This window comes from Christiangramia forsetii KT0803, from assembly GCF_000060345.1.
Classification (GTDB): Bacteria; Bacteroidota; Bacteroidia; order Flavobacteriales; family Flavobacteriaceae; genus Christiangramia; species Christiangramia forsetii.
On the sequence record NC_008571.1, the window covers coordinates 3,150,340 to 3,171,839 of the forward strand.

General features: G+C 37.0%; 16 protein-coding genes and 1 tRNA gene. 2 read left to right on the forward strand and 15 right to left on the reverse strand.

The annotated features are described in order from the left end of the window. Positions 1 to 45: 45 nt before the first annotated feature. The 4 genes from GFO_RS14135 to GFO_RS14150 all read right to left on the reverse strand — a co-directional run bounded on the left by GFO_RS14135 (position 46) and on the right by GFO_RS14150 (position 7,263). On the reverse strand, positions 46 to 3,909 hold the full coding sequence (locus GFO_RS14135; protein WP_011710846.1) for a triple tyrosine motif-containing protein: 3,864 nt from the start codon (positions 3,907 to 3,909) through the stop codon (positions 46 to 48). Between the two features lie 203 nt (positions 3,910 to 4,112). Beyond that, complete coding sequence (gene deoC / locus GFO_RS14140) at positions 4,113 to 4,751, reverse strand: deoxyribose-phosphate aldolase (RefSeq protein ID WP_011710847.1); 639 nt, start codon at positions 4,749 to 4,751, stop codon at positions 4,113 to 4,115. Positions 4,752 to 4,757: 6 nt separating this feature from the next. After that, positions 4,758 to 5,393 (reverse strand): DUF4403 family protein, encoded by a 636-nt coding sequence (locus GFO_RS14145; protein WP_011710848.1) that lies wholly within the window; start codon positions 5,391 to 5,393, stop codon positions 4,758 to 4,760. A 436-nt stretch (positions 5,394 to 5,829) separates the two neighbouring features. Then, positions 5,830 to 7,263: an amidohydrolase family protein gene (locus GFO_RS14150; protein ID WP_011710849.1), complete on the reverse strand. Its 1,434-nt coding sequence runs from the start codon at positions 7,261 to 7,263 to the stop codon at positions 5,830 to 5,832. A 238-nt stretch (positions 7,264 to 7,501) separates the two neighbouring features. On the opposite strand from GFO_RS14150, the gene GFO_RS14155 reads away from it, so the two are divergent. Beyond that, positions 7,502 to 8,041 (forward strand): lipid-binding SYLF domain-containing protein, encoded by a 540-nt coding sequence (locus GFO_RS14155; RefSeq protein WP_041250399.1) that lies wholly within the window; start codon positions 7,502 to 7,504, stop codon positions 8,039 to 8,041. Between the two features lie 104 nt (positions 8,042 to 8,145). On the opposite strand, the gene GFO_RS14160 is transcribed toward GFO_RS14155, so the two are convergent. From GFO_RS14160 to GFO_RS14190, 7 genes are all read right to left on the reverse strand, one after another. Continuing rightward, a tRNA-Met gene (locus GFO_RS14160) sits at positions 8,146 to 8,218 on the reverse strand. Positions 8,219 to 8,369: 151 nt separating this feature from the next. Next, positions 8,370 to 8,723, reverse strand: a complete 354-nt coding sequence (locus tag GFO_RS14165) for a SpoIIAA family protein (protein ID WP_011710851.1) — start codon at positions 8,721 to 8,723, stop codon at positions 8,370 to 8,372. A gap of 68 nt (positions 8,724 to 8,791) precedes the next feature. Next, a complete protein-coding gene (locus GFO_RS14170; RefSeq protein WP_041250149.1) occupies positions 8,792 to 8,974 on the reverse strand; it encodes a CPXCG motif-containing cysteine-rich protein in 183 nt (60 codons plus the stop codon). A gap of 3 nt (positions 8,975 to 8,977) precedes the next feature. Next, the gene (locus GFO_RS14175) at positions 8,978 to 10,309 is read right to left on the reverse strand and encodes a TolC family protein (RefSeq protein ID WP_011710853.1); all 1,332 of its coding nucleotides are present in this window, start codon (positions 10,307 to 10,309) and stop codon (positions 8,978 to 8,980) included. Positions 10,310 to 10,315: 6 nt separating this feature from the next. Beyond that, positions 10,316 to 13,573 carry an efflux RND transporter permease subunit gene (locus GFO_RS14180; RefSeq protein ID WP_011710854.1) on the reverse strand — a complete coding sequence of 1,086 codons (3,258 nt, stop codon included), beginning with the start codon at positions 13,571 to 13,573 and terminating at the stop codon, positions 10,316 to 10,318. Further along, complete coding sequence (locus GFO_RS14185; RefSeq protein WP_011710855.1) at positions 13,570 to 14,745, reverse strand: efflux RND transporter periplasmic adaptor subunit; 1,176 nt, start codon at positions 14,743 to 14,745, stop codon at positions 13,570 to 13,572. Before GFO_RS14185 ends, GFO_RS14180 begins: the two co-directional genes overlap by 4 nt. Positions 14,746 to 14,803: 58 nt before the next feature. After that, on the reverse strand, positions 14,804 to 16,720 hold the full coding sequence (locus GFO_RS14190; protein WP_011710856.1) for an ABC-F family ATP-binding cassette domain-containing protein: 1,917 nt from the start codon (positions 16,718 to 16,720) through the stop codon (positions 14,804 to 14,806). Positions 16,721 to 16,772: 52 nt separating this feature from the next. Between GFO_RS14190 and GFO_RS14195 the strand changes: the two genes are divergently transcribed. Then, positions 16,773 to 17,159 (forward strand): DUF983 domain-containing protein, encoded by a 387-nt coding sequence (locus GFO_RS14195; protein ID WP_041250150.1) that lies wholly within the window; start codon positions 16,773 to 16,775, stop codon positions 17,157 to 17,159. Here GFO_RS14195 and GFO_RS14200 read toward each other — a convergent pair. The 4 genes from GFO_RS14200 to porL form a co-directional block, all read right to left on the reverse strand. Then, the gene (locus GFO_RS14200; protein ID WP_011710857.1) at positions 17,156 to 18,214 is read right to left on the reverse strand and encodes an NAD(P)/FAD-dependent oxidoreductase; all 1,059 of its coding nucleotides are present in this window, start codon (positions 18,212 to 18,214) and stop codon (positions 17,156 to 17,158) included. The genes GFO_RS14195 and GFO_RS14200 overlap by 4 nt on opposite strands. Positions 18,215 to 18,309: 95 nt before the next feature. Beyond that, positions 18,310 to 19,203: a type IX secretion system ring subunit PorN/GldN gene (porN, locus tag GFO_RS14205; RefSeq protein WP_011710858.1), complete on the reverse strand. Its 894-nt coding sequence runs from the start codon at positions 19,201 to 19,203 to the stop codon at positions 18,310 to 18,312. A gap of 11 nt (positions 19,204 to 19,214) precedes the next feature. Continuing rightward, positions 19,215 to 20,756, reverse strand: coding sequence for a type IX secretion system motor protein PorM/GldM (gene porM / locus GFO_RS14210; RefSeq protein WP_011710859.1), 1,542 nt, complete (start codon positions 20,754 to 20,756; stop codon positions 19,215 to 19,217). A 50-nt stretch (positions 20,757 to 20,806) separates the two neighbouring features. Further along, complete coding sequence (gene porL / locus GFO_RS14215) at positions 20,807 to 21,454, reverse strand: type IX secretion system motor protein PorL/GldL (RefSeq protein WP_011710860.1); 648 nt, start codon at positions 21,452 to 21,454, stop codon at positions 20,807 to 20,809. Between the last annotated feature and the right edge of the window lie 46 nt (positions 21,455 to 21,500).

Genomic DNA, 21,500 nt, shown 5'->3' on the forward strand with positions numbered 1-21,500 from the left:
TTTCAGCTTTTTACACTACCTCTTTTAATATTTGTATTAAGTATATTAGATAGGCTTATTTTCTACCGAATCTGCTAAGCTGTAGCCGTAAAATTTCTCAAAAGAACTATAAAATATCTTAGGACTTGAAAAGCCGGATTTATAAGCTACCTCCATTATATTCATATCGGTATGCTGCATGAGGTCCCTGGCATATTTAAGCTTGGTGAACTCCATGAAATCCTGGGGAGAAAGATTTACTAAACTCTTTAACTTCATAAATAGCGTATTGCTGGATAATCCCAAGGCTGCACTGAGGTCATGAACCGAAAAATTCTCGTTCCTTATATTTTGTACCACCACATCATTAAGATTTGTTATGAATTTTTCATCAACTTCGCTTCTAAACTTAACCTCACCTCCTTCTGCATGAAATTTTATATAAGAGTTTCTTAAATCTTTTTGCCATATCAGGATCTTAGTAATCTTTGCAAGTAGAAGATTCACATCTATTGGCTTTTGAACCAATTCAGTCATATCTTCTAATTGATTATCGTCAAATACCTGGTTCTCATCAACCACCAAAAAGATATTGATATGGTTTAGACCAATATTTCTCTTAAGCATTTTTGCCAGCTGAAAGACATTTATATCCGGTAGAACTGTTGCTGAAATTACAATATCGGGAAATATCATTCCCGCTTTTTCAATCCCTTCTTCTGCATTTCCAGCCTGATAGATTTGGCAATATTTACCAATACTGTTTACCAGTAAATTCCGTGTCTCTGTATCATTTTCTATGATCAGGATTTTGCCTTCACTAAGATTCGTAATCTCTGCAGGGAACTCTGTTTTTTCCGAGGTTTTGGCTTTTTCAGCTTTAAATATAGCCGCTGCCCTCTCCGGTACTTTTCGATAAGCTTCTTTCTTATTCTTAAGAACCGCCGTAAAAGTTGAACCCTCATTCTTTTCGGTTTCATAACTAAAACTTCCGCCTGCTTTAACAATTAGATCCTGTGCTGTAAGAATATATCTTAAACCGCTCTTATCTCGGAATTTCATTTTAGGGTTCAATGATTTTTTCTTTTCAAGAATCTTAATATCATACTCGGGAATTCCCCTTCCATTATCGGTTATTTGCAATTTAAGATCTCCACCACTGGTTTGAATTATATTTACGATAAGCTTCCCTTCTTTAAATGAATAGCCGGCACTTCCTGATATAAGGCTGAAAAAAATCTTATCCAGCATTTCTATACTATAATAGAAATCTGAATCTTCCCATTGATTATTCATGATCATTTCCAGGTTCTTAGTTTTATAAACCGGCTCAATCTCCTTAACCATCTGCGGCAGATGAGCTTTGAAATTGATCTTTGAAATCTCATAAACAGATTCCTGGTAGTTGAAATTAAGAATCTGATTAAAGAGTTCATCGATCCTTGCCGCATAACGCTGAAGATCTTCGGTATTTCCTGTTTCAGTAGAAGACGATATTTTGCTTAAAGATTGTACCGCACTTTCTACGGGTTTCTTAAATTCTTTTTGAAGCTGATCTCTTAGTGCTGCTTTAGCCAACAGATCGGCGTTTTTAGAACGACTTACGAATACAAATACAAAGATCGCAATCATTGACAGCACACTAATCCCCATAAATAGATACACACTGCTTATAGTCCCTCCCACTGCGCTTACATTCACTTTGAGTTCTCTCGGTCTGGTCCAGGCGGCATCACCAAGTTTTGCACGGACTTTAAAAGTGTAATTCCCGGGAGCAAGATTTGAATAGCTTGCAGTGTTCACTTGTGAAGGTTTACTCCATTCATCATCCAAACCTTCCATTTTCCAGGAATATAAAATAGAATCTGTCGCAAGATGTGAGATTCCGGAAAATTCAATTTTAAAACCTTTTGCTTCATCAAGACTTACCCGGTCTTTTCCTGCCAGTTGGATATTTGCCTTTTTCTCATCTTTTTCTGCAGGCAATATCATTTTTTTAAATTCCAGTCTCGGCTTAAATTCCTGTTGCGCCAACATCGTTTTCGATTTAAAGACATTAACACCCTTAGAACTTCCTATTACCAATGTCCCGTTTTGAAGCTTTGTAATATCTGAAGCAAGTTCATTCGTGGTTAATCCGTTTAATTCTGAAAATACTTTTATAGATTCCTCATTGGGATCATAAAAACTCAATCCCTTATCTGAAGCCAGCCATAATCCATCATTAAAATCACCTTCAATAGCTGTAATATTATTTGAGGGCAATCCAGATTCCTGGTCCAGTACTTTCAATTGTTCCGCTTCAAAATCATAGATCAACAAGCCAGTACCTTCAGTCGCTAATAGTCCGAGACCTTCTCGCGTTATGTTTAAACCGTTTATGGAATAGTATAATAGATCGTTATTCGCTGTTAGAGCATCCAAATCTGTAATTCTACCCGAGTACGGATCTAAAGAATGCACCCTGGATTTCGTAGCAAGGATCATCTTTTTAGGCCCTAGCTCGGCAATAGCTTTTACTCCCTTTACTGGATATGTTTTTATTTCATTATTTGGCTTAATCATACTTAGATGCCCATCTTCTCCCCCTATCCAAACATTCTTTTTCGCATCTACAAAAAGAGAACTAGCCGACTGGATCTTTATTTTATAAAGCGCATCTATAGAATAATGGGCGCGCAGCAACGTATTGATATTGATCTTATAAACGCCATCATCTGCCGTGGCAACCCATAAATGTTCGTCAATTGAAACCAGATCTGTAATATTATCTGGCTTACTCATTTGTCGGTTATAATTGAGGTTTTTAATATGTCTCCAACGGTTGGTCTCCGGATTCCATATACTTAAGCCCTTTCCCGTTCCAAACCAGACGTTTCCTTTAGAATCGGTTTCTGAAGCGGTTATAAAATCATCTGACAGACTGGAATATTTTGTCGGATCATTTTTAAGCTTATCTACTCCAAAACCTGAAACATTCTGGAGATACAGCCCTTCTTTAGCCACGATCCATAGCAGATTTTGATCATTAAGATGCGTTGCATAAACATTATCTGGATAGCCATGACCAGCATCATTTACCAGATTTAGATTTTTATCCAAACGGAAAATTCCTGAACCGTTTGTAGATACTATTATTTTATCATCAAATTTTTCGAGATCTGTAATCTCTTCCCGGGAGAGGGTATATGGAAGGGAGTATATTTTCTGAACATTCTTTAATTCTGAATCTGCTTTAAACAAACCTCCGGATTTCGTTCCGAAGATTATCATATTCTCCAATGAAATAGCACTCGTGATATTCAGGTTCTGATAATAACCCATATCAATCTTATTGAATTTACCGGAACGTAAATTAATCGTAAGGACTCCATTGGGGCCGGCAAAAACAATATTATTATTGAATAATACAATATCTGAAGCTATTGTATTCTCTGAAATAAACCGTGATATTCCAAAATCGGTTTTATCAGAATCGATATTCAGTTTAAAAATACCGTTCTCTGCAGCGATCCAAAGTTGCTGCCCTGGATCTTCTTTCATGGCATACACCTTCCCGGTGATAGTACTTACAAGACGAAATTCATCATTTTCAGGATAAAATATTGCCAAACCATTTGTTCCGGAAAGCCAAATTTTATTCTTGCTATCGGTATAGGTTGCAATAAAGCCGTCACCAATCTCTCGTGGAACTCCCCTAAATTTATTATAATCCCGTACTTCAATAGAGTTATACTGCATCACCTTTACAGGAGTGGTAATCCAAAGATTATCTCCGGAATCCTGCTGGATGTGTACCTTCTCGGCTTTAATAAATGGCTGAATTGCCTTAACTCTTTGAACTGAATTTTTATTCTGCCCGATGGTTTTACCGGTAACTCCCAAAATGATACATAGGAAAAGCAGAATTCTCAATTTAAAATGCCCCAAATTTCAAGTTTTAAATGTTGAAAACTGGGAATAATTTAGGGATAATCAGAGTTATAAACCGCTGTTTTATAAAGTTTTGAGCGCCACTTATTAAGACGATATTAACAATAAAAAGAAAGAATTTTCTTACAAAAATTAGAAATTCATATTTTCGAGAAATTTTGATAATTTCCCATAAAAGGTTTAATTAAAAAAATGATTTTTTAGGAAATAATCTTGATACCTGATGAAGTTCCAATTCTATGAACTCCAAGATTTATATACTTCATCGCTGTTTCAGCATCTTTAATACCACCTGAAGCTTTGATCTTTATTTCTTCTCCAACTACTTTCTTCATAATTTTAATATCATCGTAGCTCGCACCACGACTTCCAAAACCGGTAGACGTTTTTATAAAGTCTGCTCCTGCCTGCATTGCTAATTCACAGGCCTTCATAATTTCCTTTTCAGATAAATAACAGGTTTCGATAATTACTTTAAGAACACAATTTTCGATGGCCTTTTTAATGTATAAAATCTCCCTTTGAACTTCAGCGGATTTCCCGTCTTTTAAAAACCCAATATTTATCACCATATCAATTTCATCTGCGCCATCCTGGACAGACTTTACAGCTTCAGCAATTTTTGCTTCGGTAAAGCAAGCTCCCAAAGGAAAACCAATTGTTGCTGCAATTTTCACATCAGTTTCTACCAATTCATTTTTAGCGACTTTTACTCGTGAACTATTCACGCAAACTGCATAAAACCCAAACTTCTTCGCCTCAAAACATAATTTTTGTATCTCCTCACTTTGCGCTGTTGCTGCCAGCAAGGTGTGGTCTATGTATTTGTTGATATTCATATATAATTAGAAGTCCAGTTTGGTTAGCTCAATAATTCCGGTTCCCTTGGTAGTTACAGATATCCATAGATCTGCATCCCCTGCTTTTAGATTGGATAATTCCAGATTTTCGAGAGAGCCGATAAGATGAATTCCTTCTTTAGCCTCCAGTTTGTTCTCGAGCTTTTCATTTAAAGATTTTATATGCTTTTCAATATGAGGCATAAAATCAAAATTCATCTTCTTCTTAAATTTTCCGTACATCCATTTATTCAAAACGGTTTCCAATAGCTGATCTGCAATCCAATTTTTGGTTTTTCCATCTATCAGATAATCTTTCAGGGACACCCTCTGTTGTCCTTTATCTAGATCCAGAGAAGCATGAAAAAGAATCTTTACCTGTTTATTCTTAAAAAGACTGGTTAGGGTTTGAAGGTTTATATTGAGAAGAAAATCATAAGCTTCCAGTTGGCTTTTTTCAATAGAAACATCCAGGATTTGAGCATAATTAGACTTTTCACCATTAGAATCTTCTTTACTTATAATCTCTCCAATCATTTTTGACCGTAACAATTCATCTATCACAGAATAGCCTATCTTGACAGGAAGTGTAACATCTATATTCGTATCTGAAATTCTTTCGGTATTTTCTATTTTCTCCATTCTTCTCTTTTAATAAGCTTTTTAGTAAGGTAAATAAAAGATTTACATATGTAGAATTGGAAACTAATTTTAATAGATAATTATAATTATGCCGAAAAGGAAAGACGCTTTGAATAATTATCGATGTGATAAAAAGTTTATTTCCAACCTACGCTGAAAGTCCAAATTTAATTTCCTTATTTGAATTAGTATAAAATAACCATAGACCCTAAACGAAAAAATACCCTGTTCCGGGTATTTATTTTTATAAAGAAAAAGGGGCCGATCTCCCTACAACACCAAGCCCCTTTAATTTTTAACTAAATTCTAAAACAAATATATATTTTGTAAACCGCAGTGGTTAACTCTAAAAATTTATTTATTAGCTTAATACGTTAATTAAACAAGACAACGTATTGATTATCCAGCAATTAAGCAAGCGGCTTACTATTCGTTATTAATCTTTAAAATCTTCTGCATCCTTTACATTTCTTAGTGTTCCATTTCTCATAACATGTGAAATAGATCTAAGATTTGAAATATCTTCTGAAGGATCTTCTTCTAAAATTATTAGATCAGCAATCTTACCAGATTCCAGTGTACCAAAATCCTCCAGCCTATCCATTGCCATTGCTCCATTTTTGGTTGCCATTATAATTAGATCTTTAGCTGAAATACCGGCCTGTTGCATAGCTTCAATTTCGTCGTAATATGAGATTCCGTGAAGCGTTCCGGGATTTCCTGCATCTGTACCCACTACGATTGTTCCTCCCGCATCATAAACCATTTTTAGATTTGCTATCATGTTTTGCTTCTCCTTTTTAAGTCTTTTATCCATCATAGGTAATCTGCTTTTTAAAGCTTCAGCTCGCTCATCATTGAGAAACTTTCTAAAAGCTGAAGCATTTTGAAGCATGCTTCTTGTTTTTGAATCAACAACCGCATTAAGATCGCTTATTTCAAAATTCTGCTCAAAAAGGGCTTTATAGGTATTATAATAACCTCTCCCCACTACGATAGTAGGATTGTAAAGGGTTTTATTTGTTTTCATTAAACGAAGAAATTCTTCATCTATCAAAGTGTCACTCACACTATGCACCAAAAGTTTAGCTCCCAGCTCCATAGCCATTTTGGCTTCCTTTAGATTTGTTGCATGAGCAATCATTTTATTATTCTGATTTTTAATCTCCTCTGCAACTCCTTTAATTTTATGAAGGAATTCTGGGTCGTCCGGTTTAAAACCCCAAATTTTAACACCCGTAGTACCGGCATTTGAATTTTCGATAACTGCATTCCTGCCTTGCTCTTCTGAACCCAGATGCACAAAAGTATTCTTGCCATTTACATTAAAAATTCCGATCAATTCTTCGGGAGCAGGAGTAATAAGTGGTCCGGCTGAAGCCGTATGGGGTGCAAGCGGATTATCATCGTTTATTTTCTGAAACTCAAGAGTCCAGATGTAATCTCCAACATCATATACTCCGGTTATTCCAGACCGCAAATATGTCTGATAGTATCTTTCAGGATGATTTTTTTGATATTCTATCACATTTTCCAACGGAATAGTATCTCGAAGGTCTGCCGCATCCGGACGGGAATCAAAGAACCCGGTCTGGAAAAAATGCATATGTGCATCAATGAGACCCGGCATTATATATTTTCCGGAAACATCAATTATTTGCGCATTTTCAGGTATTCTCATCTCATTCGCACCTACACTACTAATTTTATTATTCTCAATCACTATAGTACCATTTTCAATACTCTTACCGTTTCCATCGAATATCGTTGCCCCCTTAAGAGCAATTGTAGACATCTCACTCTGAGCATTACTAATAGAAATAAAGAAAACTGAAAAAAATAAATAAATTAATAGTGCCTTGCTTTCCATATGATAAATATAAAATGTTCAGGTAATTTACAATTATATCTGATAGAAGCATCTGTACAAAAATGCATTTTTCATTCTATAAGAGTTACAGAAATTATCACATAGACATTTACAGCACAGATGCTAATCATTAACATTATTTCACGAAAGTTTTTAAGATATTCCCAAATAACTTATGCTTAACAGATTATTCATTATCAGTGAGTTAATTTTGAGTAACCAAAAAAATATGATAATTATGAAAAATTTAAGCAAGTTGGGTCTATTGGTAATGTTTATTACATTAATTAGTTGTGGACCCGGAAAAAGCGGAAGCGGAGATGTAGATGCTTTGATGTCGGATACCAGAGATGCTAAAGCTGCGATGATCCAGGCAGACAATAATTTACAGGAATTATTTAGTACTTCTGCAGGTTATGCTATTTTTCCAAATGTTGGAAAAGGTGCCTATATTATTGGAGGAGCTTCCGGGAACGGTATTGTTTACGAAAAAGGTACAATGGTAGGTTATTCTAATTTAAAGCAAGTAGATGTAGGACTTCAGGTAGGTGGAAAAGCTTATAGAGAGGTTCTATTTTTCAAAACTCAGGAAGCACTGAATGATTTTAAAGATGGTGAATATGAACTTTCAGGAAATGCTACCGCCGTAATTATTGAAAAAGGTAAATCAAAAACTATCAAGTTTGAAGATGGAATTGCAGTCGCTACAATGCCAAAAGCGGGAGCTATGGTTGGAGTATCAGTGGCCGGACAAAGATTCGGATATACTGCTAAGTAAATGACAATTACAGAATAAATTAAAGCCGACTATAAAATGTCGGCTTTTTTTGCGCTATAAATGAAAAAAGGCTTCACATTTCTGTGAAGCCTTGTCTTTGCTAGTAGCGGGAACTGGACTCGAACCAGTGACCTTCGGGTTATGAGCCCGACGAGCTACCTACTGCTCTATCCCGCGATGTAATTTCAATATCTTTTTTAAAACTTCGGGTTATAATCCCGATGAGCGGATTTTATGTTGAGCTTGCCGAAGCATATTGCTCTATCCCGCGATATTGGACGGCAAATATACTATCATTTTTAGATATCTACCAAACTTTTTAAAGAAATTATAATGAAATCCATTGAATGGCTTCTAAACGATCTTTTAGGTCATAAGTTCGAACATCAACATCTAGAAAAATATCTGACACATTCACAGCATTTTGGAACCAATTACTATCTGTTACAATAGCAATTTTATCAAAATGCTCCGAATTTGAATATTTAAACTTTATCCCCTTCATTAAAGCAGAAAATGTAATATGCCTGCCTTTTTCAAGCTCTATATAGACATTTACTTTTTCATGAATTTCGAGTTTCAACTTAATTCCAGCAATGATTTCGTCCAAAGTATCCTCTGTAAGATCCCGATCTACGATTAATCCAATTACGTGACCTGCTAGGTCAAAAGTTGACAACATATTAGTTTTGTAGGGTGAAAAGTAAAGCTAACTAAATATTTATTAGGCTTTCAACTTAATAAAGCTTTTTATTGCTCAATATCCGAAGCCCGGAATTCAACAAGTTCACTCTCTTCAAAAGCCACATGAAATTCAATTGGGCGACAACATACCTCACAATCTTCAATATAGGTCTGTCGCATAACAGAAGGGTCCAGAAGAACGGATATCTCTTCCCAGCAATAAGGACATTGAAAAAAATGTTCAAACATAATTTACAACTCTACATTTAACAACTGACCAGTTAACTGAAGCAACTGAAGCTCTGCAAGCTTGGCGTCATATTTCGCCAGGTTTAAACTAGTTCTCGCATCAAGAAGATTAATCTGTGCCTGTCTGAATTCTATAGAAGTAATTCGCCCCAATTTATATTGCTCCTGCGAACGATTAAAGTTATCCAGATTGGTTTTCACGTTCTCTTCCTGAACCTTGAAAATATAAAGCTTATTTTGATAATTTCCCAAAGCATTGGCAATATCCCTTTCAACTTCACTTTCTATCTGTTCTTTTATAATCTCCTGGCTCTCATATCGAATTTTTGAATTCTGAATCTGAACTTTCCTGGTTCCTCCTTCAAAAATGCCCCATCTCAGGCTTACCCCTGCCGCAAAACCATCAGTAGTAGTTGTAGACCCCGGAAAGAAAGCAGTAGCAGCACTACGATTTCTATTCCAGCCATAAGACCCTGTTAAATCCAGGCTAGGCAAATATCCTGATTTACTTATTTTGATATCGTAATCACTAATTTCCAGGTTTTGATCGATCTGAAGCAGAGAAACATTATTAGCTTCGGCCTCATCAATAAAATTTTCAAGCTCCAGTTCTGAAACAAAATTAACCGTGGTATCTACTTCAAATTGGTTCTCACTTATCTCCCTGTCTATTAAAACATTGAGATCTCTCTTGGTATTCTTTAACTGCTGTTCAGTTTCAAGCAAAGCGATACTATCGTTATTGACATCTACACGGGCATTCAATACCACCAGGTTATTAGCCTGTCCATATTCAAACTGGTACTGAGCTCTGGTAACCCGATTCTTCGAGATCTCCAGGGTTTCCTCCAGTACATTGATATTTTCAGATAATCGCGCTATCTCATAATACACGCTCATGATCTGCAAGACAGAGTTTTCGATGGTTTCCCGTGCCTGTAGCTGAGAAAGATCATATTGCTCTTTAAGGCTTTTATAATTATAGAATCTCCCCAGACCATCAAACAGTGTATATCCAACATTGATAGAAGCGTTATAACGATTGCTTTCAATTCCTCGCTGATCTACGATTTCTCCTTCTTCCGGTTCTGTTAACCTGTCATTTAGATCATAATTTGCTCCGGCAAGACCTGTTAACGTAGGCAGATAACCAGAATTCCAAATACTCTGATTATTTTCAGCAATTTCAACCTGATTATCAGCAAGTTTTATATCAAAATTATTTTCTAACATCTGGGATATAACTTCCTGTTTACCAAGTTTTTCTTGTGCAAAGCACTGAAAACTACTAAAAAGGACGACTGAAAAATAAAATATTAATTGTACTAATCTCATTAAAACTTATTTATCATGAGGTTGATATCCGTTTCTTTCCTGACTCCCATTGGCCTCATTGAGTTCATTTTGGCGCTCTTCTTCCTCACGTTGCTCAATAATAGCACGTTCTACAGACTCTCTACTTACATCTTTTCCTGTTGCTAGCCATTTGGCTTTGATCTTGCCAGAATTAGTTAAAGAAAGGAGAAGTGGTAATACCAGCAAAGTTAAAAAGGTGGCTACAAAAATACCATAAGCAATAGAGATCGCCATTGGTTTTAAAAACTGTGCCTGTCGGCTTTTTTCAAGTAGTAGTGGTGCTATACCCGCAATGGTAGTTAATGATGTCAGGAATATAGCTCTAAAACGTGCCTTACCAGCTTCAATCAGGGCTTTTTCAAATCGCATCCCTTCTCGCAAATAACTATTGAATTTTCCTATAAGCACCAATCCGTCATTTACCATAATTCCAACCAAAGCAATGATCCCCAACAGAGACAAAATATTAACCGGAAAACCATGCAAATAATGACCCCAGGCAACCCCAATAATACTAAATGGAATCATTACCATCAATAACAAAGGTTGACTATAACTTCTAAAAGTAAAGGCAATGACCGCATAAATTAGAAACAGGATAATAGGAAACACTTTTTGAGCTGAATTTGTCAACTTTTCTGCTTCACGGTTTTGACCTTCATACGAAACTGATACACTTGGATACTTAGACAAGATATCAGGCAATATATTTTCCTCTATATTGGCTATAGCATCCGTGGCGCTACCATCGGGATCCTCCATATCTGCCTCTACCTTAATTTCACGTAAACCTTCTAAATGGCTAATAGATTCTGTACCACGCCTAATGCTGTAACTGGCAATTTCTCCAAACGGCACCCTGTTTCCATCGGGGGTAACGATTCTCATATCATCAAGATCGTTAATAGACTCCCTATTACTGCGATCGTATCTCACCCAAACCCTAATCTCATCCTGACCTCGCTGAAAACGTTGTGCCTGAAGACCAAAAAATCCTGCACGTACCTGGCTCATCACTCCGCTCAAATTGAGACCAAGCGCATAGGCATTCTCATTTAAATCAATTGTAATTTCTTTGATACCATCGGGATCAGTATCTGTCACATCCTTTAAGATTGGATTTTCATCCATTGCCGATTTTAGTTCGACTTTTGCCTGCTCTAACTCATTCAGATTATTTCCTAATAACGACACCGAAACCGGTTTACCCCCAAAGTTTCCGCCAGAACCAAATGTAAGACGTTCCACCCCATAAACTTCACCCACTTCATCCCTAATAGCATTGGTGATCTCTGGCGATCCAAAATCACGTTCTTCCCCAGGTAAAAGGTTAACCCGAAGTGATGCCTTATTATTACCAGGACCTACCCGGCGAACAATATTTTTCACTACTTGTTGATTACCGGTTTGGCGTTCTGTAAAATCTTCATTTACACGCCAGGCAGCATCTTCCACCATAGAAATAATACTATCTGTTTTCTTAGGATTGGTACCTTCTGGCATTAATAGATCAATGCTTACTCGATCACTGGCAATACTAGGGAATAAGGTTACATTAACCACGCCTCCCATTAATGAACCTATAGTTAAAATAAGCAAGGTGATTAAGATGGAAAAGCTAAGAAACCGGTTTGCAACGGTTACCCTAATTATGGGTTCATAAATTTTATCACGCAGGTATTGCATCAAGCGATCACCATACACATTAAATTTCCTAAGTTTTAAAAAGAATTTAGCAAGACCTTTCTTTTTTCGCTTTTCCTCTTCAGTCTCTCTTACCAGAGCCTTAGAATGTGCAATATGTGCTGGTAAAATAATTAAGGCTTCAATTAAAGATACTCCCAGAGTCAATATCACTACTACACTTACTTCGCCGAAGAATTGCCCTATACGGCTATCCAAAAATAAGAAGGTTGAAAAAGCAAGAATGGTAGTAATGATGGCAGATAGAATTGGTGGCAATACCTCCATAGTTCCGTCTATAGCAGCCTGCACCGGCTTCTTTCCTCTTTCATAATGCTGGTAGATATTTTCTGAAATTACAATACCATCATCCACCAAAATTCCGATCACGATTATCATCCCGAAAAGGGACAGTACATTAATAGTCACTCCAAACGAAGAGGCGAAAATGAACATTCCCAAAAATGAAATAGGCAAACCAAAGGCAACCCAAAATGCTAAACGTGTATTCAGGAAAAAAGATAGGAATAACAACACAAGGATAATTCCTACAGCGCCATTTTCAATAAGCAGTTGTGTTCTCTGATTAAGGGTGATACTTCGATCATCCTCCACAATAATCTGCAGTGTATCGTTCTTTTGATTGAACTCCTCTACATAGTTTCGCACTTTCTCTGCAGCAGAAACCAAATCTTCATTATTTGTGGTTGAAATATTAACACTCACCGCAACACGGCCATTGATGTAAGAGGCATTTGGAGTTTCGGAAAACCGGTCACGAATCGTGGCTACGTCATCTAAAGTGACGGTAGTCCCGTCAGGCTGTGATTTTACCACCAAATTGTTCAGCTCTTTCCCATAATAGGAACGATTGTCTGCACGGATCAAAAAATCTTCTTCCTGAGTTTTAATACTCCCGCCTGTAGTAAGGATATTAGCCTGAGAAACTGCCTGAGCCACTTCGGCAAAACTAAGGTTATAGGCCAGAAGATCATTCTCGTTTACAGCGATCTCTATTTCTTCTTCCGGAAAGCCAGATAGTTCAATTTGCGACAAACCATCCATGGTACGCAAGTCATATTCAATCTGTCTTCCAATTTGTTTAAGTGTTGCAAGATCAACACCTTCTCCACTAACGAAAAAATCAAAGGTTTCACGAATGTTCTCCTGTTTGGCGACCACCAAAGGCTCCATACCAGTCGGGAAATTAGGAACACGATCTACCGCATTCTTAACCTCCGAAAGCATCACGTCGATATCCTCATCGGCATCTATTTCTACGGTGATACTTCCCCCATTTTCTCTAGATACTGAAGTTACTCGCTCAACCCCTACCAGCCCTTTCAGATTATCTTCGATCTTAAGAACGATCCCCTCTTCAATTTCTTCAGGTGCTGCCCCGGGATAGGCAATGTTGATATTTATGATTTCTGATTCAATCAGAGGAAAGAAAGACGACTGCATACGCAACATCCCTACAACCCCAAATATCACAAAAGCGATAATCATGATATTCACCGCTACGTGATACTTGATAAAGTAACTGATAACCTTTCTCATTCCTCGATGTTTTCAGTATCCTTATCTGGATTATCATTGTTACCGGATGTAGCACTTTCTTCTCCGGCTATTTTAACACGCATGCCATTATATGCTCCAGAAACCTGTCTGGTTAAAATCACTTCTCCGTCTGGCACTCCTTTAATAACCACTCTCTTATCAGAAAAATATACGGGATTTACTTCTATGCTTTTTAATATGGAATCGTTTACCGCAAAGATCTCGTTCCTATCATTCACGAGACTACGGTCTATTTCAATAGCATTCTCTTCTTCTTTGGCATCCAGGTTGGCTTGCAGATACATTCCTTCTTTTAAAGAGCTATTCTTCACTTCAATAAAAACATTTACCGTTTGTGTGGCCTGATCTATTTTCGCATTGACACGGCTCACCCTCCCTGAATAGGTCTTCGTTTCACTATTATTCGTGAGACTCACTTTTTCATCAATTTTTAAAAGATCGGCATATTCTTTAGCGATAGATACCTGAAGTTCATAAATATCCGGGTCGATGAATTCTCCCAGTTTTTGCCCATTTCTAATAAGCGTACCTTCTGTAACCAGCGCTTCTGTTAAAACTCCATCAAATGCTGCAGTTATTCGGTATTTAACCAGGCGCTGTTCTAAATTCTTAATATTATAATAGGCAGTATTAATCCCTCTTCCATTAATAAAATAGCGCTCCTTATCGTTTGCAGCTTCCGGTAATGGGGACACTGAACTGTTTACATCGAAGTTATTCAGATATTCCTGCCATTTTTCAAAAATCTCGGGATAATCTAATCTCAGATCGGGCATAATCGCGGTAATTTGATTATAGAGATCACTTTTAGCCGACTGTACCGATGCCTCATATTCTGAAGCATCTATCTTTAGAAGCGTTTGACCACGTTTATATGCCTGTCCAGGCTTAAAAGGTTTTGCACTATAACGAAACACTCCCTGTACTTCAGCATAAAGCTCCACACGCCTTTTGGCTACCAGATTACCATTTGCCGGAATGTTAATTGAAACAGTTGAATTTTGAATGGTATCTACAAAAACCGTCTTAACAGTCTTTTTAGGTGTGGGCTTTGGCTGTTCTTTGCTGTCTATAATAGCATTTGCCGCAAAAACTGCAAATACAATGAGTAAGACACCTAAAACAGATAGAATTATTTTACGTTTATCCATGGTAATACTAGGACTATGAATAATCCTTATGGTTTAATTAAAATTAAAAAAAGTGTCTCTAACTTATCTTTTCAATACCTAGCTGAATCTCCTCCCATTCTTCCATCAACTTTTCCAGCTTTTTCTTGGAAGTATTATAATTCGTGAGAAAATCTGGTTTAGTCACTGTTTCCTCGTAATTATTTGCAAGCTGCTTATCTTTCGCCTTCAGCTCTTTTTCGAGCTTGGTAATTTTAGCCTCGGTCTTACTAAGTTTATTTTTTAAACTTTTAACTTCCTTCTGATCAGTAAAAGATCTCTTTTCAGAAGCTTCAGATTTATTTTTAGGTGACTTAACTTTATCTCTTTTTTCCACCGCTCGCATATCCTGAAGTTTTCTCTGCTCCAGGTAATAATCCACATCTCCAAGATACTCCTTAATTTTATGATTTCTGAATTCATAAACTCTGCTTGTAAGATTCTGAAGAAAATCCCTATCGTGAGAAACGATAATTAAGGTGCCTTCAAAATTATTCAGAGCATCTTTTAGTACATTCTTAGATTTAATATCAAGGTGGTTGGTAGGCTCATCCATTACCAGAACATTAAAGGGTTCAAGTAACATTTTACAAAGCGCCAGACGATTCCGCTCTCCTCCGGAAAGTACTTTTACCTTTTTATCTGCCTCATCACCTCTAAAGAGAAAAGCTCCAAGCATATCCCGAACTTTCGTTCTGTTTTTTTCATTTGAAGCGTCTTCCATGGTCTGGAGCACTGTTTTCTCACCGTCAAGATAATCTGACTGGTTTTGTGCAAAATATCCCAACTGAACATTATGTCCCAACTTTAATTTACCTTCATGCTTAATCTCGCCAATAATGATCTTAGCGAGGGTAGTTTTACCCTGTCCGTTTTGGCCCACAAAGGCTATTTTACTCTGGCGCTCAATTAAAAGATTAATATCTCTCAATACTTTTTTATCGCCATAAGATTTTTCAAGGTTCTCTGCCTCAATAACCACTTTCCCTGGATTCACCGAAACCGGAAAGTTTACACTCATCACCGAATTATCGTCTTCAGCTACTTCAATACGGTCTACCTTTTCAAGTTTTTTTATGAGGGATTGTGCCATAGAGGCCTTACTGGCCTTAGCACGGAATTTATCGATCAGTTTTTCGGTATTTTCAATCTCTTTTTGCTGATTCTTTTGTGCTGCCAGTTGCTGTTCTCTTAGCTCTTTTCTAAATTCTATAAATTCTGAATAGGGTTTTCTGTAATCGTAAATACTTCCTAAAGAGATTTCTATACTTCGATTCGTTACATTGTTCAGGAACATCTTATCGTGAGAAACTAGCATTACAGACCCCGGATAATTATTCAGAAAACTTTCTAACCAGATGATACTTTCAATATCCAGGTGGTTAGTAGGCTCATCCAGCAGCAAAATATCATTGTTCTGAAGTAACAGCTTTGCTAATTCAATCCTCATTCTCCAACCACCGGAGAACGTCTCTGTAAGCTTATCGAAATCACCTCTATCAAACCCAAGACCCTGAAGTACTTTTTCGGTCTCTCCTTCATAATTATATCCTCCAATGATCTCGTATTGATGGGTAATCTCACTAAGATCTTGTATTAGGTCATTGTAAGATTCACTTTCATAATCTGTTCTGGTAGCCAGTTGCTCATTGATCACCGCCATCTTAGCTTCAAGCTTTTTAATTTCCTCAAAAGCCTGATGAGCTTCGTCAATGACCGTTCTTCCTTTTTCAAAATCAAGATCCTGCTTTAGAAACCCAATTCTGAGCTCTTTCTCCTTGGCGATCTGCCCGGAATCATATTCCTGTTCTCCGGAAATAATCTTCAATAAGGTAGATTTTCCCGCACCATTTTTTCCTATAAGACCAACTCTGTCACCGGCACCAAGCCTGAAACTTACCCCCTTAAAGAGATATTCACCCTGAAAAGAAACCGAAAGATTATGAATATTAAGCATTAATGCATTTTTTTTGCAAAGATGCTTAAATTTGCATTGCAAAAAAAATATGATGAGTCTTCTTAAGGGTACCAAGGTTTACAGCATTTTTACAGGCACATGTCCTGTATGTCAGGAAGAAAGCATGTACAGGCAAAATAACCCATATAAACTACGTGAAGTATTCGAGATGCATGAGCGTTGTAGCAATTGTGGTACTAAATATAAGATTGAACCGTCCTTCTTTTACGGTGCGATGTATGTTAGTTATGCTGTGGGAGTTGCTTTTTCTGTAGCAGCTTTTATAATCGCTTATGTTTTTCTAAATGCTACCCTGCTGGCGTCCTTTTTTACGATCGTGGGAACATTGATTATTTTTATGCCTGTGATTATGCGGCTATCCCGTAATATCTGGATAAATTTTTTCTTTAGTTACAAAAAGAATTCGGGAAAAGCTTAATTTGAATTATAGTGCTTTTTAGTAAAACGTTGCAGATTGATCTCCGGATCTAATGTTTTATTATCTTCGATATTTTTCAGCAAGGCGACTGCCATATTTGGCGCTATAAGCACTCCTCTACTTCCAAAACCATTACAGCAATACATATTTCCAATTTCGGGATGTGAACCTACCAGGGGCTTCCTATCAGACACAGCAGGACGTATCCCTGCCACCTGATCTACCACTTCAAAATCACATATTATGATTTTATTTAATTCCTTCAGCAATTTTTCTTTGGCACCAATGGTAACTTCTGGTGTTTTATCCTGATTATCATAGGTTGCGCCCGCTTTATACAAATTATTTCCTAGAGGCATAAGGAACACTGAAGATTTTACAGCAAAATCAAGCTGAAGCTCTTCAGAATAAATGCTAATATATTCTCCTTTGTTTCCTCTGAGCGGTAAATAATTAAAAAACGGATTCTGTTTTAGCCCAAACCCTTCACAAAAAATAATGTTCCTGGCCTGAATATCTCCATATTCAAAATGACTATCATTGCACTTCAAAGCTGAATAATTAAAGCGTTTACTCTTAATTAACTTCTTCTCATTTAGATAGTCCCGATATTTATTCAATAGACTTTCAGTATCAATATTACCTGTTTTAAGAACCTTGCCTAAACCATATTCAGCCTTGAGATTAAGATTGGTGTTTTTTTGAATTTCAGGATCTAGAAAGGGAGCTAATTGAGGTCTATCCAGAGCAACAAACCAGTCATTTTGTTCTTCTACAGAATGAAATCTTCGATAGATATTCCATTCATAAATTAACTTCGTATTTAATTTATGTTCCAGCTTTTTATAAAATGGAAGAGCTGTCTCCATCTGCTCTGCTGCATTCCACGCCGGGGTGAAACGTTTTAAAATAACCGGATTAAATATACCCCCGGCTACGTACGATGAGCTCTGTGAGTTATCCTCGAATACCACCAAAGATTTATTACGGTTCAAAAGTTCTTCTGAAACTGCCAGGCCACTTAGCCCCAGACCTACCACTATAAAATCCAACATGGGTTAAAGATATTAAGGCTACTGAAGATTATCAAATAAGTACAAAAAAAAAGACGCTCTAAAAGAGCGCCTTGATATTCTATTTTTATATGGATTTAATAACTCCACATATCCTGTTCAAAATTCCTGATCTGTTCTTTTATACGTTGAGATTCCATTAGCTGCATAAAAGCATTATCGGCAATATACTCATCGATCTCGCGATCTCCCTGAACGTTATCTTCTTTATAGATGATCCCGTCAAATCTTCTGGAATTCAATAAATGGTCAAAAGAAATTACCTGTGAGGTATTACCGCCGGTAAAGACTTTCGCGTCATGCAGCACTTTTCTAGCATCTGGATACCAAACCCAGAATAATTCTACAAGATCAGTTTGACCTGAATCTATAAAGTTAACATCTGGTGCTACGGGAGCAATCCCTAACAATCGATATTTTAATTCAGCTAAACGCTTATCAAAATACCACATTCCACGAATATGATATTCAGCGATATCTGCAGCTCCAAGATCTCTTCGGTCTACAAATTGAGCATCTACTTCTTCACCTGCATTATACTGTTCAATCCCAAGATCTGTAGTATCTACTTTAGATAAGGTTGCGCTGATGTCTTTAAGTGTACGCTTTTCCTTAAAATAAGAGTCTGCATATACGTTTTCAATTTCACCTTGTTTGATCGCCCTTACCAGTACATCATAAAGGGATCTTCTACTAGAACCAATATTATTGGTATCAATTGGATAATAAAGTGGAAAATTCACTCTTTCATCAAGATCAATAATTTCCCAGGTTCCTTTAGACCAAAGAATATCACGATCTCCAACATAGCCGTATTCTAATGGTTTATCCTCTTCATCTACCAAGGCCTGAGCTTCCGATTTCTTCCCAATTTCATCGGGTTTGTCGGCGTTCAGAATGTTTGCCTGACCGAAAGAAGAGACACCCATCATCATCACAAAACCATATACAAAAATTTCTTTCAAGCTCATTTTAAAAAAATTTAGTTCGTAAGCTCTATCACTACAGGAGCTACTTTCTTAAGCTTATAGCTAGAGTTTCCTGCAAGCGTAGCATTAATATCATAAATCTGAACTGACTCACCTCTACCTGCACGTCTCAACGCAGCTTTAGCTCTGTCATCTAACCTACTTCCATTTACAATGATAGTTGGTTGTCCAGGTACTTTAAATTTAAAACTGGAAACGTTCAAGTTAAGATCGAAATCAAAATCTGGTAGATTTGCACCTACAGTTGCAATTTCCAAACTGTTTCTTTGCATAGAAACAGCACCGTCTTCACCACGAATAGTTCCAACCGGTCTAGGAATATCCTTTACTCTAAATGTTTTCTTATCTGAGACAGATTTACCTCCAGGAAGCGTACCACTAACGCTAATAGTAACTTCTCTAGCCTGTAAAGTCGTAACATCCATCAAGTAATTTCCAGCTCCTCCGGCAGATCTCAACCCAGGGGCATTAGCACTTACATTGCTAACTCCAGGAATAGAAATCGTCATTGGGTTTTGAACTCCGCGATATACCACATTCATTTTATCTGCAGAAATTACTGCCGAATTTGGTAGTGGAATAACGTTATAAGAATCAGAAATAGAAATGCTCTTTAATGAATCATTCTCCATATACTGAAGCTCTCCTGAAATCTTCTGTTCTCCAACATTTCCAGCAGGAAATTCTAACACTACCTGACCAGCCTGTGTATTTTCGATCTTCTTTCCGTTTATCACTACATTTTCAAATTGAAGTGTATTATCAAAACGACCTAGAACAACTTTTCCTGAAAAATTTTCCCCACTAAAAAAAGCGGGTTTGTCTGGAATAACAATTGCCTGATAGTTACTTAAGGATACATCACTTTGCAACTGACCTGAAAGCATGGAAGAAAGAATCTCACTTTCTGTGCTCTTTATATCGGCTTGCATCTGAGTTAACTGCGTAATTGAAGCTACTAATGGAAATCCTTCAAAACGATATTTTAACCATGGCACTTTAGCCCCTTCTACATTCTCTGGTTCTGTTCCAAATTCCTTCTGCAGATTTACCTTTTGTGAGATAGTATTATATCCATCATCGAGAATTTCAGAAACACCGTTCCTGAATGTTTCTATCTGAGCTAAAAACTCTTCACCCCTAGGAGAAATTCTACCACTCTGGAAGAACATTTCATCCATCGCGCTAGATTGATCCATTGTTTCATAATTCTTAGGATCGTCTACAGAAGTTTTCAATTCATCTTTTACACCTTCTACGTAATTTGTAAAATTTGAAGACAATTCATGAATCTTATCAGCGTCTGCTTTAATGCTTGTGTATTTTGCCGGTTGCTCTTCAACTTTTGTAGCAAGACCAGCCATTAATGCATTATTCCTTTCCTCGTAATTTGCAGTAGAAGCAGTAAGCTTCTCATTCATTAATCCAAAAGCGGTAAGTACCTCTTTGGACATATTTAGTGCCATCATGGCGATGAAAACCAGGTACATTAGGTTAATCATCTTCTGCCTTGGCGATTGTTTTCCGGATGCCATGTCTAATTAGTTATTTTGAAATTAATAAAACAGCTTAATTGAAAATTCAATTAGACTCTTGGTTTTCCGTTCATTGCCGTTAACATTCCACCGTAAACATTATTTAACGATGCCATGTTATTTGCAAGTGAATCCATTTGCGTTTTTAGCTTCCCGGCATTATCAGCAACTTCCTGATTAACCTCTGCTTGCTTAGCGGCAGATTCTACCTGAGCTTTATAAATATTATTTAATGTTTCCATCTGAGCTGCGGCAACACTTAATTCTTCACTATACTTCTTTTGAGAAGCCATTGAATCTACAGTTGGGGCTATACCTTTAGCGGCTCCTTCAAAATTTCTAATACTATTTCCTAAAGAAGACATTAGGTTTGCATCTAGCTTAGCTTCTTTAAGCATTGCATCTAATTTCTTAGAAAGCATTCCATCAGCTTCATTTTCTTCTGCAATCACTGCATTTCTCTTTCTGCCTTCACCACCGGCAAGTTCAGGATATACTAACGCCCAATCCAAATCGTCATCTACAGGCTCAAATGCAGAATAAGCAAATACTAATGCTTCAACTACAAGTCCTAATATTAACATTGGATTTCCCCCAGGCCAGTGCATGATTTTAAATAGGGCTCCTAGAATAACCACGGATGCTCCCAGACCATACACCATATTGGTCACTTTTTTTGTTGATCTTGAATTTGCCATAACTCTAATGTTTAGATTTTCTTAATTGATTTATTGATAGGTTTAA